10 protein-coding genes are annotated in these 14,812 nt (G+C 67.7%); 9 read left to right on the forward strand and 1 reads right to left on the reverse strand.

Features of this window, described 5'->3' with window-relative positions; genetic code table 11:
- The first annotated feature begins 134 nt into the window (after positions 1-134).
- The 5 genes from DES47_RS23880 (at position 135) to DES47_RS23900 (ending at position 9,475) form a co-directional block, all read left to right on the forward strand.
- Complete coding sequence (locus DES47_RS23880; protein ID WP_243748441.1) at positions 135-2,588, forward strand: TonB-dependent receptor; 2,454 nt, start codon at positions 135-137, stop codon at positions 2,586-2,588.
- A gap of 83 nt (positions 2,589-2,671) precedes the next feature.
- Positions 2,672-4,024 carry an MFS transporter gene (locus DES47_RS23885; protein ID WP_166652139.1) on the forward strand — a complete coding sequence of 451 codons (1,353 nt, stop codon included), beginning with the start codon at positions 2,672-2,674 and terminating at the stop codon, positions 4,022-4,024.
- Positions 4,025-4,051: 27 nt separating this feature from the next.
- Positions 4,052-5,752: a serine hydrolase domain-containing protein gene (locus DES47_RS23890; protein ID WP_133703279.1), complete on the forward strand. Its 1,701-nt coding sequence runs from the start codon at positions 4,052-4,054 to the stop codon at positions 5,750-5,752.
- Between the two features lie 13 nt (positions 5,753-5,765).
- A complete protein-coding gene (locus tag DES47_RS23895; RefSeq protein ID WP_133703280.1) occupies positions 5,766-7,238 on the forward strand; it encodes a M81 family metallopeptidase in 1,473 nt (490 codons plus the stop codon).
- Positions 7,239-7,384: 146 nt separating this feature from the next.
- Entirely contained in the window at positions 7,385-9,475 is a 2,091-nt protein-coding gene (locus tag DES47_RS23900) for a prolyl oligopeptidase family serine peptidase (protein ID WP_133703281.1), read from the forward strand.
- A gap of 139 nt (positions 9,476-9,614) precedes the next feature.
- Here the strand turns inward: DES47_RS23900 and DES47_RS23905 are convergent, their stop codons facing one another.
- Entirely contained in the window at positions 9,615-9,857 is a 243-nt protein-coding gene (locus DES47_RS23905; RefSeq protein ID WP_133703282.1) for a hypothetical protein, read from the reverse strand.
- 45 nt (positions 9,858-9,902) lie between these two features.
- On the opposite strand from DES47_RS23905, the gene DES47_RS23910 reads away from it, so the two are divergent.
- From DES47_RS23910 to amaB, 4 genes are all read left to right on the forward strand, one after another.
- Positions 9,903-10,082: a hypothetical protein gene (locus DES47_RS23910; RefSeq protein WP_133703283.1), complete on the forward strand. Its 180-nt coding sequence runs from the start codon at positions 9,903-9,905 to the stop codon at positions 10,080-10,082.
- A gap of 102 nt (positions 10,083-10,184) precedes the next feature.
- Positions 10,185-10,820, forward strand: a complete 636-nt coding sequence (locus tag DES47_RS23915; protein WP_133703284.1) for an enolase C-terminal domain-like protein — start codon at positions 10,185-10,187, stop codon at positions 10,818-10,820.
- 339 nt (positions 10,821-11,159) lie between these two features.
- Positions 11,160-13,268 (forward strand): oxidoreductase, encoded by a 2,109-nt coding sequence (locus tag DES47_RS23920; RefSeq protein ID WP_133703285.1) that lies wholly within the window; start codon positions 11,160-11,162, stop codon positions 13,266-13,268.
- 17 nt (positions 13,269-13,285) lie between these two features.
- Positions 13,286-14,806, forward strand: a complete 1,521-nt coding sequence (gene amaB, locus DES47_RS23925; protein ID WP_133703328.1) for an L-piperidine-6-carboxylate dehydrogenase — start codon at positions 13,286-13,288, stop codon at positions 14,804-14,806.
- The last annotated feature ends 6 nt before the right edge of the window (positions 14,807-14,812 follow it).

Genomic DNA, 14,812 nt, shown 5'->3' on the forward strand with positions numbered 1-14,812 from the left:
GCCGTACGAATCCGGTAGGCCTCGGCAAAAGAACTATTTCTTCTCGGTGTATACCCGCGACGGCTAGCGGATTGTGCGTCCGGCTTCGTCTTGGTTTTGCAGAGGGCACTCACGCCATACTGACGAGGACGCACATGAAACCGATGACTCGCTTGAACCCCATGGCCGGCCTGGCGCTGAGCTGTGCGCCGCTGCTGGGCACCGCCGTGCAGGCGCAACCGCGCCCCTTCGACATCGCTGCCGGCGAGCTCAAGGCCGCCCTCGACGCCTATGCCGCGCAATCGGGCACGCAGCTGATCTACAAGCTGGAAGACGTGAAGGGCCGCAGCAGCAAGGGCCTCAGGCGCAGCGCCTCGGCCGAGGAGGCACTGCAGCAGCTGCTCGAGGGCACCTCGCTCGCGGTGCGGCGCGATGTCTCGGGTGCGGTGGTGATCTTCGCCGAACCCCCGCCCGTGCCCGAGAAGCGCGTGCAGGACGAAGTGAGCAACCTGGGCACCGTGGTGGTGAGCGCGAGCCGCCGCCGCGAGCCGGTGCGCGAGGTGCCGATGCAGGTGAATGTGATCGGCGGCGAGCAGCTCAACCGCAATGGCGCCACCAACCTGAGCGACTACCTGTCCAATGAGGCGGGTGTCGACGTCAAGAGCACCGGCGGCGCCGGCGTGGGATCGGTCAGCATCCGCGGCGTCAGCACCGGTGCGCAGACCATCGCCACCGTGGGTGTCTATGTCGACGATGTCGCGTTTGGCTCCAGCGGCCCCTTTGCCAACGGCGCGCAGATGGCACTGGACATGGGCTCGCTGGACCTGAACCACATCGAGGTGCTGCGCGGCCCGCAGGGCACGCTGTATGGCGCCGGCGCGATGGGCGGGCTGCTCAAGTACGTGACCAACGAGCCCGACACCTATGAGCTCAGTGGCAAGCTCAGCCTGGGCGCATCGGTGACGCGCGGCGGCGCGGCCAGCCATGCGCTCGGCGCGGTCGTGAACGTGCCGTTGAAGGAGGATGTGGCGGGCCTGCGCCTCTCGGCCTTTGGCGACAGCGTGGGCGGCAGCACCGACACCGTGGGCCTGGCCGGCCGCGCCAACAGCGATGGCGGCAACACCCGCGGTGCGCGCGCCTCCTTGCTGGTCACGCCGGGCAGCCGCCTGAAGCTGCGCTTCACGGCCACGAGCCAGAAGATCAAGCGTGAGGGTACGGATTTTGTCGACGTCGACCCCGCCAGCGGGCGCCCTGTCGAAGGCGAGCGCATGCGTCGCCTGCTGGTGGCCGAGCCCTACCAGGTCCAGGTCGACCTGCTCTCCGCCGATCTCGAATACGACTTCGGCTGGGCCCGCTTCAACTCGATCAGCTCCAGGCAGAAGCTCCGCTCCGAGGTGAATATCGACCTCAGCGCCGGCTATCTGCCGCTGCTGCAGAGCCTGGGCCTGAGCCTGGGCAGCACGCCGTTGAACACCGCGCTGGCGCTGGACAAGCGCACCCAGGAACTGCGCCTGACCTCCAAGGCCGACAAGCAGCTCGAATGGCTGGCCGGCCTCTATTACGACGAGGAGCGGAGCAACCAGCTTCAGCTCGTCAGCAGCAGCCTGCCCGATGGTTCGCCCGGCCCCCAGCTGGCAATCTTCGAGTTTCCGGCCGAGTACCGAGAGCTGGCGGCCTATGGTGACGTGACCTGGAAGTTCGCCAATGGCCTGGCGCTCACCGGTGGCCTGCGCGTGGCGCGCAACAAGCAACACTATGTGCAGCGCTCCGACGGGCTTTTGGTGGGCGGGGCACAGTCCGTCGATGCCAACTCCAGCGACACCAGCCGCACCTGGCTGCTGACGGCCCGCTATGCGCTGGACGCGCGCAGCGACCTCTATGCGCGCGCGGCCACCGGCTACCGGCCCGGCGGCCCGAACGCGGTGCTGCGCAGTGCCACCACCGGCGAGCCCTTGGCGCCGCCCACCTTCCAACCCGACACCCTCGCCAGCATCGAGGCCGGCTACAAGGCCGATCTGCTGGACAAGCGCCTGTCGCTCGAGGCGGCCGTGTATGACATCCAGTGGAAAGACCTGCAGCAGTACATGCCGGTCAACGGCGTGACAGTGATCGTGAATGCCGGCGCGGCCCATGTGCGCGGCGCCGAGCTGGCGGCCAGCTGGCGGCCCGATGCGCATTGGACCCTGGCCGGCAATGCCACTCTCATCGACGCCAAGCTCAGCGAGGACGCGCCCGGCCTCGGCGCCCCGGCGGGTGCGCGCCTGCCCACCAGCGCCCGTTTTGCCGCCACGCTCAGCGCCAGCTATGCCTTCGCCCTGGCCGGCTATCCCAGCTATGTGGGTCTGACCCAGCGCCATGTGGGCCAGCGCAATGCCGGCTTCGAAGGCAGCGCCGCCGTGCCGCTGTACCGCCTGCCGGCCTATGCAATCACCGATCTGCAGGCCGGCATCGACTTCAAGCGCGCCAGCCTGGCCCTGTTAGTGCGCAATCTGTTCGACAAGCGTGCCCAGCTCGCGTCCGAGAGCACGGCGCAGGCGCTAGGCGGCCCAGCCTGGGTCTCGCTGGGGCGGCCGCGCACGCTGGGTGCCACCTTGACCCTGCCCTTCTGAGGCCAGCACCGGCCACCGGCCGGCCGCCCTCTCTCCCAACCGGGCTCGACCTCATGCATAACTCATTGAATGGGTGCCATAGGATGGCGGCAGAGCCGCGCACGCCTGCCGGCCGCTGGGTTGGCGCCGCCCTCAGTTCCTATGGCCTGTTGGTGCTGATCGTGGCCACCGTGTTCGGTGGGCTGGATCGTCAGATCCTGGTGCTGCTGGCCGAGCCGATGCGCCAATCGCTGCAGCTCACCGACACCAAGCTGGGCCTGCTGCAAGGTGCTGGCATCACCTTGTTGGGGGGCGTGGCGGCGGTGCCGTTGGGCTGGCTGGCCGACCGCTATGGCCGGCGCAGCGTGCTGGCCGCCAGCGTGCTGGTGTGGGCGGTCGCCACGGCGGCCTTCGGCATGGCCACCGATTTTCCGGCGCTGCTACTCGCCGCGGCCGGCATGGGCATCGGCGAGGTGGGGCTCTCGCCCATTGTCTTCAGCCTGATCCCGGAGATCGTTTCACCGCGCCGCCGTGTGCTGGCCAACGGTGTGTACGCACTGGCGGCGATCTTCGGCACGGGCCTGGGCATCGCGCTGAGCGGCGCCATGGTGCACAGCCTCGATGCGCTGCGCCCGCTGCTGCCCGCCGCCCTGCAGGGGCTGGAGTCCTGGCGCCTGACCTTTCTGGCGGTGGCGCTGCAGGGGCCGCTGGTGGCGCTGGCGGTGCTGCTGATACGCCTGCATCCGCAGCGCGCCAGCAGCCAATCGGCCAGCACTGCGACCGCCCGGCCGGCGCTGCGCGACTATGCGCGCGCTCATCTGCGCTGCATGGTGGGGGTGTTCGGCGGCTCGGGCCTGGCCGGCCTGGGCCTGGCGGCCAGCGGCAACTGGCTGCCCGTCATTGCCACGCGCAGCTTCGGCGCTGACGCTGCTGCGGTGGGTCAGGGCATGGGGGCGGCCTATCTGCTCGGCACCGCGGCCGGCGCCGCGATGGGCGCGCTGGGCATGCGGCTGCTGGGGCAGCGCCTTGGCCTGGCGCTGCCGATGCGCGTCACCGCCATCGGCGCCGGCCTCGCGGCGCTGGCGGCCGGCCTGATGCCGCTGGCGCCCAACATGGGCACGCTCTACCTGCTGTTCGGCGTGCAGGTGATGGCGCTGATCGCTGGCAGCGTGCTCATGCCGACGTTGTTGCAGGACATGGCTCCGGTAGACCTGCGTTCGCGCCTGATCGCCATCGCCAGCGTGGTGTCGGTGCTGCTGGGCGCGCTCAGCCCGGTGCTGGTGGGCGCGCTGTCCGACCTCCTGAGCGCCACACCGCAAGGCTTGCTGATGGCGGTGACGCTGGTTGGCGCGCTCGCCTTCGCGCTGGCGGCGCTGCTGATGAAGTCGGCCGAGCAGGCAGTCGCCGCGACCGTGCAAAGCATTCATCCCCATCTGGTCCGGCAAGACCCGATTTGAACTACCCCCGCAAACTGGAGTTGTCCCATGAGTGAATCCACATCCGCAGCAGGCGTGAGCGGCAAGGCGTCCGAGGCCAAGGCCGGTGTCGCGGCCCTGGATGGCTTGTTCGAGCCTTTCAACCGCAGCGACGCGCCGGGCCTGGTCGTGGGCGTGGCCCAGCATGGCCGCACGCTCTACCGGCGTGGCTTCGGCCTGGCCAGTGTCGAACTCGGCGTGGCCAACACGGCCTGGACGCGCATGCGCATCGGCTCCACCAGCAAGCACTTCACCTGCCTGGCCGTGTTGCTGCTGGCCGAGGACGGCAAGCTCGATGTCGACGCCGGCGTGCGGCGCTACATCCCCGAGCTGCCGGTGCTGGCGGGCGAGCCGACCCTGCGCCAGCTGATGAGCCACACCAGTGGCTACCGCTGCTATGCAGATGTGGGCTTTCTGTCCGACGGCATGGCGTTTCAGCCCAAGGGCATGGCGCTTGCCATCCAGGTGCGCCAGACCGCAGTCAACTTCGCGCCCGGCGAGAAGATGATTTACTGCAACGGCGGCTACCAGTTGCTCTCGCTGGTGATCGAGCGCGTCAGCGGCATGCCCTTCGAGCAGTTCCTGCAGGCGCGCATCTTCACGCCGCTGGCGATGCAGGACACCGCCTCGGTGCCCAGCGACTTCGAGATCCATCGCGGCATGGCCACCCTGCACGAGGCGCTGCCGCCCGAGCAGGGCGGCGGCTGGCGGCGCGGCATCTTCAATACCGAGGAGGTGCGCGGCGATGGCGCGATGATCTCCACCATCGACGACATGCTGAGCTGGCTTGCGCATTTGCGCGCCCCGGCCAAGACGGTGGGCAGCGCGGCCAGTTGGCAGCAGATGGTGACGCCCGCCAGGCTCAACAGCGGTCTGCTGAATCCCTATGGACTGGGCCTGCTGGTGCATGCCTACCGCAGCGTGGAGGTCATCCACCATCCCGGTGGGGTGGTCGGCGGCCTCTGCCAGATGATCACCGTGCCGAGCCAGGCGCTGGACATCATCATCATGACCAACGGGGCCCCGGCCAACCCGATCGAGCTGGCTTACAAGATCATCGACACCATGCTGGGCGAGGCGCTGCTGGGCCCTGTGGATGTCAAGCCTGCCAGCGACAGCTTCAAGCCCCTGCTGGGCACGCGCTATCACGCCAGCGGCTCGGGCCTGGTGTTTGGCTTTGGCGAGGCGCCCGACGCACGCCTGGGCCTGAACTTTCTGGAGATGCCGCCGGTGGCGCTGAAGCAGCGCGGCGAGTTGTTGCAGATCGGCTTCGAGGACGCGACCGGGGGGGGGAGCCTGAGCCTGCCGCTCGCCGCACTGGCTGGCGTGGCCAACACGGGCGAGGCGCCTCCGGTGCTGGAGCTCAGCGAGGGCGGGCTGGCCGAGCGTTTCGAGCGCCTGCCGGCCACGCCGCCGGCGCTCGCCGAGGTGGCGCCTGCGCTGCTGGGCCGCTACCGCGCGCCCGATCTGGACGCCGAGGCGGTGGTCCGCCTCGAGGGCGAGAAGTTGCTGCTCGAGGTGTTTGGTGCCTACGGCCGCCACGCGCTGGAGCTGGAGGCGTTCGCGGCCGCGGTGTTCGGCTGGCGCGTCGGCGGCTCGCAAATGTATGGCGTGCTCAGCGCCGAGCCCGGCGCCGACGGCCGCATGGCGGCCTTCCGCATCAACACCATGCGTACCCGCCAGATGCGCTTCGAGCGCCTGGCCGATTGAAGGGAGCGTGCGCATGAAATTCTTTGTTGCCCAGCTCGCCACCGAGACCAACACCTTCGCCGCCGCCCCCACCGGCTGGGGGGGGTTCGAGGAATACGGCATCTACCGCGGCGACGCCAGCGTGAAGGCGCCCGCCGGCACCGGTGTCTTCATGCGTTTCATGCGCGACCTGCTGGAGGGCGATGGCCACCAGATGGTGGAGAGCCTGTGTGCCTTTGCCCAACCCCTGGGGCCCACGGTACGCGCCGTCTACGAGGACCTGCGCGAGCAGATCCTGGCCGATCTGCGGGCCGCCATGCCGGTGGATGCGGTGCAGCTGTTTCTGCATGGCGCCATGGTGGCGCAAGGCTATGACGATTGCGAGGGCGACCTGATGGCCAGGGTACGCGAGATCATCGGCCCCGACGTGCCCTTCGGTGTCGAGCTCGATCTGCACTGCCACTTCACCGAGCTGATGCGCTGCTCGGCCGACGTGATCATCGCCTTCAAGGAGTACCCCCATATTGACGGCGAGGCGCGGGCGCGCGAGCTCTACGGCATCCTCTTGCGCACCGCGCGGGGTGCGCTGCGGCCCACCACCGCGGTGTTCGACTGCAAGATGGTGGGCCTGTGGCACACCACGCGCGAGCCCATGATGGGCTTCGTCCAACGCATGCAGGCGCTGGAAGGGCGCGACGGCGTGCTGTCGATCTCGCTGGGCCATGGCTTCCCCTGGGGCGATGTGCCCGAGTCCGGCGCCAAGCTCTGGGTGGTGACCGACCACGACCCGGCCCGGGCCCAAGCCCTGGCCGAGCAGCTGGGCCGCGAGTTCTGGGCACTGCGCGCGCTCACCGGCGACAACGCGGTGCCGCTGGAGCAGGCGCTGGACCAGGCGCTGCAGCTGCAGGGCGGACCGGTGGTGATCGCCGACGTGGCCGACAACCCCGGCGGTGGCGCGCCGGGCGACAGCACCTTTGTGCTGCGGCGCCTGCTCGAGCGCGGCATCGGCCATGCCGTCATCGGCGCCTTCTGGGACCTCGGTGCGATCCAGATCTGCCGCAATGCCGGCGTGGGGGCAGCGGTCGCCCTGCGCGTGGGTGGCAAATGTGGCCCCAGCTCCGGCGACCCGGTGGACCTGCAGGTCACGGTGCGCGGCATCGCCGAGCAGCATTCGCAAAGCCTGCCGGGCGTGAGCGGGCGGTTTCCGATGGGCCTGAGCGTGTGGGTGGAGGCGGCCAACGATGTGCATCTGCTGCTGGCCTCGGTGCGCGACCAGGTGATGGGCACCGATGCCTTCACCGGCCTGGGCCTGAGCCTGGACGACAAGAAGCTCGTCGTCGTCAAGTCCACCCAGCATTTCCATGCCGACTTTGCACCCATCGCCAAGGCGGTGCTCTATGCCGCCACGCCGGGCGCCGTCATGCCCAGCTTCGCCACCATCCCGTTCAAGGCGCGCGATCTCAACTACTGGCCGCGCGTGGCCAATCCGCACGCAGCGGCGGCTTGAAGGGGCAGCCACCGCCATGCTGGTACTCAGAAAACCCTATCTGCTCTTTCTCGGCGACCTGAGCTCGCCGGTCGATGCCAAGACCGCCTTCGGGCTGTGACACGACCGCCGACCGGCGCCACCTGTTTGTACTACTCACAAAAATCATGACTTCTTCATTCGCACAAGACCACGCAGATGCTCTGCTGTGGCTGGAGCCTCCGTATTCCGAGCAGGCACTCCAATGGGCACAAAGGGCCACGCAGAACTCGATCAAGGTTCTGCAATCGTCGAAACGATACGCCGGCCTGCTTGCTGAGCTGACGCAAATCAACGCTAGCGCCGGGCAAGTTTCAGAGATCGCATTTGCGGGCCACCTGGCCGTCCGCCTGCACAAGACCGCCTCACATCCCAGGGGGTTGTTGCAGACCGCGACTCGCGCCAAGGAGGGCCTCGGCCGTTGGAAGACCGTGCTTGACGTCGGCGCCCTCGGCGCCAGTGAGGGCAAGGACTACAGCCTGTACTGGAGCAACGCGTCATGCCTGGCGCATCACTATGAGCGCTGCTTGTTGGACCTGCATGAAGCCGGCGGCGACGAGGCGGAGCTGCGGGAATTCGACTTGTCGACCGGCCGCTTTGTTGAGGGCGGCTTTGCGTTGGCCAGGTCGCGCTATACCGCGACCTGGGTGGATGCCGACACCTTGTTGGTGGGCCACACCCTGGGCGATGCGCCGAGGACCATGACCGGCCATCCCGCGCAAGCCTTGCTCTGGAAACGTGGCACGGCCCTCGAGAAGGCGCGGCCAGTGCTCAGCATTCCCGCGGGCAATGCCAAGTTCCAGGCCTTGCCTGCAGGGCATCATGGCCAGGCGGTGCTGGTTCAGGTCGTCGACTACACGACCTTCGTATTGCATCGTGTGATGGCCGACGGCAGCGTTCGCAAGCTCGAACTGCCCACAGCGCTGAAGTTCGGCTTTGCGGCCAATGCCCAACGTGTGTTCGCGATGCTGGGTTCGGCCGAGACGCTGAACGGCGAGCTTGTGCCTGCAGACAGCTTGATCGCCGCCCGGCTCGACGCTGGCCTCGGTGAGCAGTCATCCGTCGAGTTGGTCTACCGCGCCAAGCCCGGCGAGGTTGTGGACTCGGTTTTTGGCATTCATGTCAGCGACCAGTCGGTTGCTGTGCCCATGAGGTCCGGCCTGAGCCTCTGGGTCGATGTGGCCCGTCTGGAGAATGGCCGGTGGCAGAGCCGTCGGGTCGTCGAGCCGGTGCCCGGCGTGAGTTCTTCCGTGGTTGGGTCGGGGGGCGGCGTTGACGGCTTCGTGATTCTGAGCAGCGGCTTCCTGACGCCGCCCGTGCAGGAGTGGGTGCGTGGCGACGGGCAGCACACGGTGTTGGAGCGCCAGCCGGCCCAATTCGATGCTAGCGGCCTGCGCGTCGAACTGTGCAAGGCGAAGAGCCGTGACGGCCAGGTCGTGGAGTACTTCCGCGTAGGACCTAAACAGACCGCAGGCAAGCCCGTGCCTACGTTGATAACGGGCTATGGCGCCTTCGGAATTTCGATGGGTCCGGGCTACTTCACGACCGGGTTCTCAGGTGCTGCTTTCGGCGGAGCGACACTCAAGCTTTGGCTGGAGCGCGGCGGTGCCCTGGTGGTGCCGGCCATTCGCGGCGGCGGTGAATACGGTGCGGAGTGGCATCGATCCGCCATGCGAGAGAAGCGCCAAAACTCCTATGACGACTTCCATGCTGTCGCCGAGTCCCTGATTCAGGGCGGCTATACCGATCGGGCGCGACTTGGCGTGTTCGGAACGTCCAACGGCGGCCTGCTAGCAGCCGTTGCCGGCACACAGCGCCCCGAACTCTACGGGGCCATCGTCAGCGACGTGCCGTTGGCCGACATGCTTCGCTTTCCAGAGATGGGCGAGGGTCCCGCCTGGATCAACGAGTACGGTGACCCCAAGAACCCTTTGGATGCAGCCTGGCTGTCCCAGTACTCGCCGGTGCAGAACGTGCGCAAAGGCCAGGACTATCCGGCCTTTCTGGTGACCGTGGCGACCACCGACAACCGTGTCGGCCCGGGTCACGCACGCAAGCTGGCGAAGCGCCTGATGGACGTTGATGCCAAGGTGCTGTTCCTGGAGCCCGATGGTGGTGGTCACAGTGTCAGCGATTCACTGCAGCGGCCCGACATGATGGCGATGCGCGCGACCTTCTTCATTGACACACTCATGGGCCCGCTCCCCGCAGCGCGGTAGCACGTCATGTCCCAGTTCAAGTTGAATGTTGGCGCAGCTTGCTCGGTGCGTGAGCTCCATCGGCGTGCTGAGGCCCGCTCTGAGCTGATGGCCAGCAAGCAAGTGCTGAACACGCAGATGGTGCCGCATTGGATCGGCCTCAGTGACCATTTCTGGTGCGAACGCCAAGCGCCAAGTGGGCGTGAGTATCGGCTGGGCGACGCCAGACTGATCTGCGTGCTGGCTGCCTCACCAATGCGGCGATCCGCTGCGCCGGCATCAGCATCAATTCCTCTTTCATGAGCGCGCCGGCCTGGCAGGAGTACCGCGCCCGCCTGGCCGCCCCGGGCGACATCATCACCTTCAGCAGCACACCTTCATGACGCTCGAACTCCACATCCATACCTAAAGCCTGGCGCTCGCCGAGCCCTTTGAAATCTCGAGCGGCGTGCTGACCGAGATCCCAGTCATCGTGGCGAGCCTGAAGGACGCGCAGGGCCGCTGCGGCCGTGGCGAGGCCGCCGGCGTGTCATATGACGGGGAAACGCCAGCCAGCATGGCGGCGCAACTGCATGGCTTGCGCGCGCGCTTGCACGACGACGTGACGCCGGCCGATCTGATGGCATGACTGCCTGCCGGCGGCGCGCGCAATGCGCTTGATTGCGCGCTCTGGGATCTGCACGCCAAGCAAGCGGGCGCGCATGCCTGGGAGCTGGCCGGGCAAAGCCTGGTGGAACCGGTATCGACGGCCTACACCATCGGCCTGGGCAGCGAGGTCGATGTGCGCCGCAAGGCGCGCGCCGCCCGCCACATGCCGCTGCTGAAGATCAAGGCCGATGCCGAGCGGCATCTGGAGATGGTGCGCCTTTGCAAGGAGGAGCACCCCACCGCGCGCCTGGTGATCGATGCCAACCAGGCCTGGGACCGCAGCTTGCTGGAGAAGCTGCTGCCGGGGCTGCGCAGCTATGGCGTGGAGCTGATTGAACAGCCTGTGCCGCGCGGCGCGGACGCCCAGCTGGCGGGGCTGAGTTCGCCCATCCCGCTGGCCGCGGACGAAAGCTGCACTGATCGGAGTTCGCTGCACGGCCTGCAGGGCCTGTACCAGTACATCAGCACCAAACTCTACAAGTGCGGTGGCCTGAGTGAGGGGCTGGCGCTGGCCAAGGCGGCGCGGCAGCTGGGCTTCGGCCTGATGGTGGGCAATATGGGCGGCAGCTCGTTGGCGATGGCCCCGGCCTTCATCGTGGCCCAGCATTGCCGCTTTGTGGATCTGGACGGCCCGTTGCTGCTGGCAGCTGACCGGCATCCTGCGATGGCCTACATGGGAGCTCAACTTGGTGCACCGCCGCCGGCACTGTGGGGATAGTTCTTAGTCTGAACCCAAGCAACGCCCTTGAACGTTTCTGGGCGAAGACTGTTGAGCCCATCTTTGAGCCGAAGCCGCTGACGTTGCCGCCAGGATGGCCGTGATGGTCGAGAGACTGACTCGGACTGGTTTACTTCGGTAAACCGGGCGAGGCCAGGGCGGTTCATGGTGCGTGCGAAAGGGCGGGAAAGGAACGCCGGACTTCACGGGCTGAAGTGTCTTGTAGGCGTGGCCTGCGGACAGAGTGCGCTCCCTCGCGCAACTGCTGTTGACAAGCGGCGGGGCGGCCGTGATACTAAAATAAAACCGACCGATCGGTCCTTATGGAGATCCATTGACATGCGACCCCCTCAGCACGACATCCTCTTCGAGCCGGTGCAGATCGGCCCCGTGCGCACGAAAAATCGCTTCTATCAGGTCCCCCACTGCAACGGCATGGGCCATGCGCGGCCGCAGGCCCTGGCGGCAATGCGTGGCGTCAAGGCCGAAGGCGGATGGGGGGTGGTCTGTACCGAGGAGGTGGAGGTCAGCCCTCACTCGGAGATAGCGCCCTGGCTGGAGGGGAGGCTCTGGGACGATGCCGACATTCCGCCGCTGGCGTTGATGGCCGAGGCCTGCCATGCGCACGGGGCGCTGGCTGGCATCGAGCTGATGTTCAACGGGTATGCGACCCCGAACCGGTTCAGCCGCGAGATTCCCATGGCGCCGTCGCACCTGCCGGTACGGCTGGCCGACCCAATCCAGGCGCGGGCCATGAGCAAGGCGGACATCGCCGATGTGCGCCGCTGGCACCGGGCTGCGGCCTTGCGCGCCAAGCGCGCCGACTTCGACCTCGTGTACTGCTACGCCGGGCACGACCTCGCGCTGGCCATGCACTTCATTTCTCGCCGCACCAATCGCCGCAACGATGAATACGGCGGCAGCATCGAGAACCGCACGCGTTTCCTGCGGGAGCTGATCGAAGACACCAAGGATGCCGTGGGTGACCGCTGCGGCGTGGTGGTGCGCTTTGCAGTGGATCAACTTCTGGGGCCGCAAGGCATCACCGCCGAGGCCGAGGGTCGCGAAGTCATCGAGTGCCTGGCCGAGCTGCCCGACCTCTGGGATGTGAATCTCGCTGACTGGAGCAACGACAGCGTCACTGCCCGTTTCGCGGAGGAGGGGTTCCAGGAGAGGTACATCAGCTTCGTCAAGGGTCTGACCACCAAGCCGGTGGTCGGTGTCGGGCGGTATACCTCGCCCGATGCCATGGCGTCAGCTGTCCGCCGCGGTGTGATGGACCTGATTGGCGCCGCCCGCCCGTCGATCGCCGACCCCTACTTGCCCAGCAAGATTGAGCAAGGCCACAGCGATGACATCCGGGAGTGCATCGGCTGCAACATCTGCGTGACCGGTGACCAGGTCAGCGTGCCCCTGCGCTGTACCCAGAACCCGACCATGGGCGAGGAATGGCGCCGCGGCTGGCACCCAGAGCGCATTGCGCCGGCGCGGGGATCGGGCAAAGTCCTCGTGGTGGGCGCCGGACCCGCAGGCCTGGAGGCGGCGCGGGCGCTGGGCCAGCGTGGCTATCCGGTGGCGCTGGCCGATGCCAGCGACCAGCTGGGCGGCCGCATCCTGCACGAAGCCGCCTTGCCCGGCCTGGCCTCATGGAGGCGGGTCGTCGAATACCGCGAGCAGGCGCTTCAGCGCATGGCCAATGTCGACATTTATCGTCAGAGCCGCCTATCCGCCGACGACGTGCTGGCCTGGGGGGCCGGGCATGTGCTCCTGGCCACTGGCTCACGCTGGCGCCGCGATGGGCTTGGCCGCCAGCACCGCGTGCCGATCCCCGGGCTGGATGCCGCCGCTGCGCAGGTCTTCAGCCCGGATGATGTCCTGGCAGGCCGCATTCCGCCCTCGCCCGTCCTTATCTACGACGACGACCACTACGTGATGGCCGGGTTGCTGGCGGAGCTCCTGCACACACGTGGGTGCGAAGTCATCATCGCCACCCCGTCCACCGTGCTTGGCGAATGGACGGTGATGACCATGGAGCAGTCACGCGTGCAGGGCCAGCTCATCCGCTGGGGGGTGCCCATCCACACCACGCATGAGATCACGCGGGTCGACATGCCCGGCCACGCGCAGGGCCTACTGCGCATCTGCCTGAGCAGCGTCTATACGCCCACCGAGCTGCGGGTGGACTGCGCCAGCCTGCTGCTGGTGACGATGCGCGACCCCGAAGATGCGCTGCACTGTGCGCTTCAAGCGCGCCAGGCCGAGTGGGCAGGCGCCGGCATTCACGAGGTGCGCAACATCGGCGACAGCTTCGCTCCGGGCACCGTGGCCGCAGCCGTCTGGCAAGGGCACCGCGCGGCGCGCGAGCTTGAAGAAACCATCGAACCCGATGCCGTGCCCTTCAGGCGCGAATTCATCCAGATCAACCCGGCCGCGGCGAGCGGTGCATGAACCTCACGACCCCTACCATGTCCAGACCCGACCTCGTCGAATCATTGGCTCAGTTGGGCGTGCCTGGCGGCGCGCTGTCCGGCGGAACGCTCCAAGCCCGCTCACCCATCGACGGCGTGGTGGTCGGCGCCGTGCACGAAACAAGTGTCCCGCACGCGAGGGCGGCGGTGGATCGCGCGTACGCGGCGTTTCTCGTCTGGCGCAATGTGCCTGCGCCCCAGCGCGGCGAGCTGGTTCGCCTCCTGGGGGAGCGGTTGCGCCGCGAAAAATCGACCCTGGCCCGCCTCGTGTCCTCGGAGACCGGGAAGATCCTCAGCGAGGGCTTGGGCGAGGTGCAGGAGATGATCGACATCTGCGACTTCGCGGTCGGTCTGTCGCGTCAGTTGCATGGCCTCACCATCGCCAGCGAGCGGCCGGGCCACCGCATGATGGAGCAATGGCTGCCGCTGGGCGTGGTGGGCATCATCACGGCCTTTAATTTTCCGGTGGCTGTCTGGGCTTGGAACGCCGCCCTGGCGCTGGTTTGCGGCAACGCCTGTGTCTGGAAACCCTCGGAAAAGACGCCGCTGACCGCCTTGGCCCTTCAGGCGATCTTCGAGCGCACGCTGACGGTCTGCCGCGCGGCTGGCGGCGAGGTGCCCGATGACCTGTCGCAGCTGGTGATCGGCCAGGCCGACGTGGGGGAAGCGCTGGTGGATCATTCGCTCGTGGCGCTGGTCTCGGCCACGGGTAGCACGCGCATGGGCCGCATCGTGGGGCCCCGCGTGGCTCAGCGCTTTGGTCGCTGCATTCTGGAGCTTGGCGGCAACAATGCGGTGATCGTTGCGCCGAGTGCCGATCTCGACCTGGCGGTGCGGGGAACAGCCTTCGGCGCCTTCGGGACGGCCGGCCAGCGCTGCACGAGCACGCGGCGGGCCATCGTGCACGAAAGCATTCATGACGAATTCGTGGCCCGCCTGGAACGGGCGCGCGCGCGCCTGCCGATCGGTAGCCCGCTCGCCGCTGGCATCCTGGTGGGCCCCCTGATCGACCGCGCCGCATTCGACGCCATGCAGGCCGCCCTGGCCGAGGCGCGTGACCAAGGGGGGCAGGTGAGCGGCGGCGGGCGCGTGCTGGAAGACCGGTTCCCAGAGGCCTGGTATGCAGATCCGGCCCTCGTACGGATGCCCGCGCAGACTGCCGTGGTCTGCCAGGAAACGTTCGCGCCCATCCTGTATCTGCTGAAGTACCGCACGCTGGACGAGGCCATTGCCCTGCAGAACGCGGTTCCTCAGGGCTTGTCGTCGGCGATCTTCACCAATGACCTGCGGGAGGCCGAGCGCTTCGTGGCGGTGGCCGGCAGCGACTGCGGCATCGCCAACGTCAATCTCGGCACCTCCGGCGCCGAGATTGGCGGCGCCTTCGGCGGCGACAAGGACTCGGGCGGGGGCCGCGAAAGCGGCTCCGACGCGTGGAAGGCCTACATGCGCCGCAGCACCAACACGGTCAACTACTCCGGCACCCTGCCACTGGCGCAAGGGGTGAAGTTCGATCTTTGACCAACG

The organism is Roseateles toxinivorans (genome assembly GCF_004362525.1).
Taxonomy (GTDB): Bacteria; Pseudomonadota; Gammaproteobacteria; order Burkholderiales; family Burkholderiaceae_C; genus Paucibacter; species Paucibacter toxinivorans.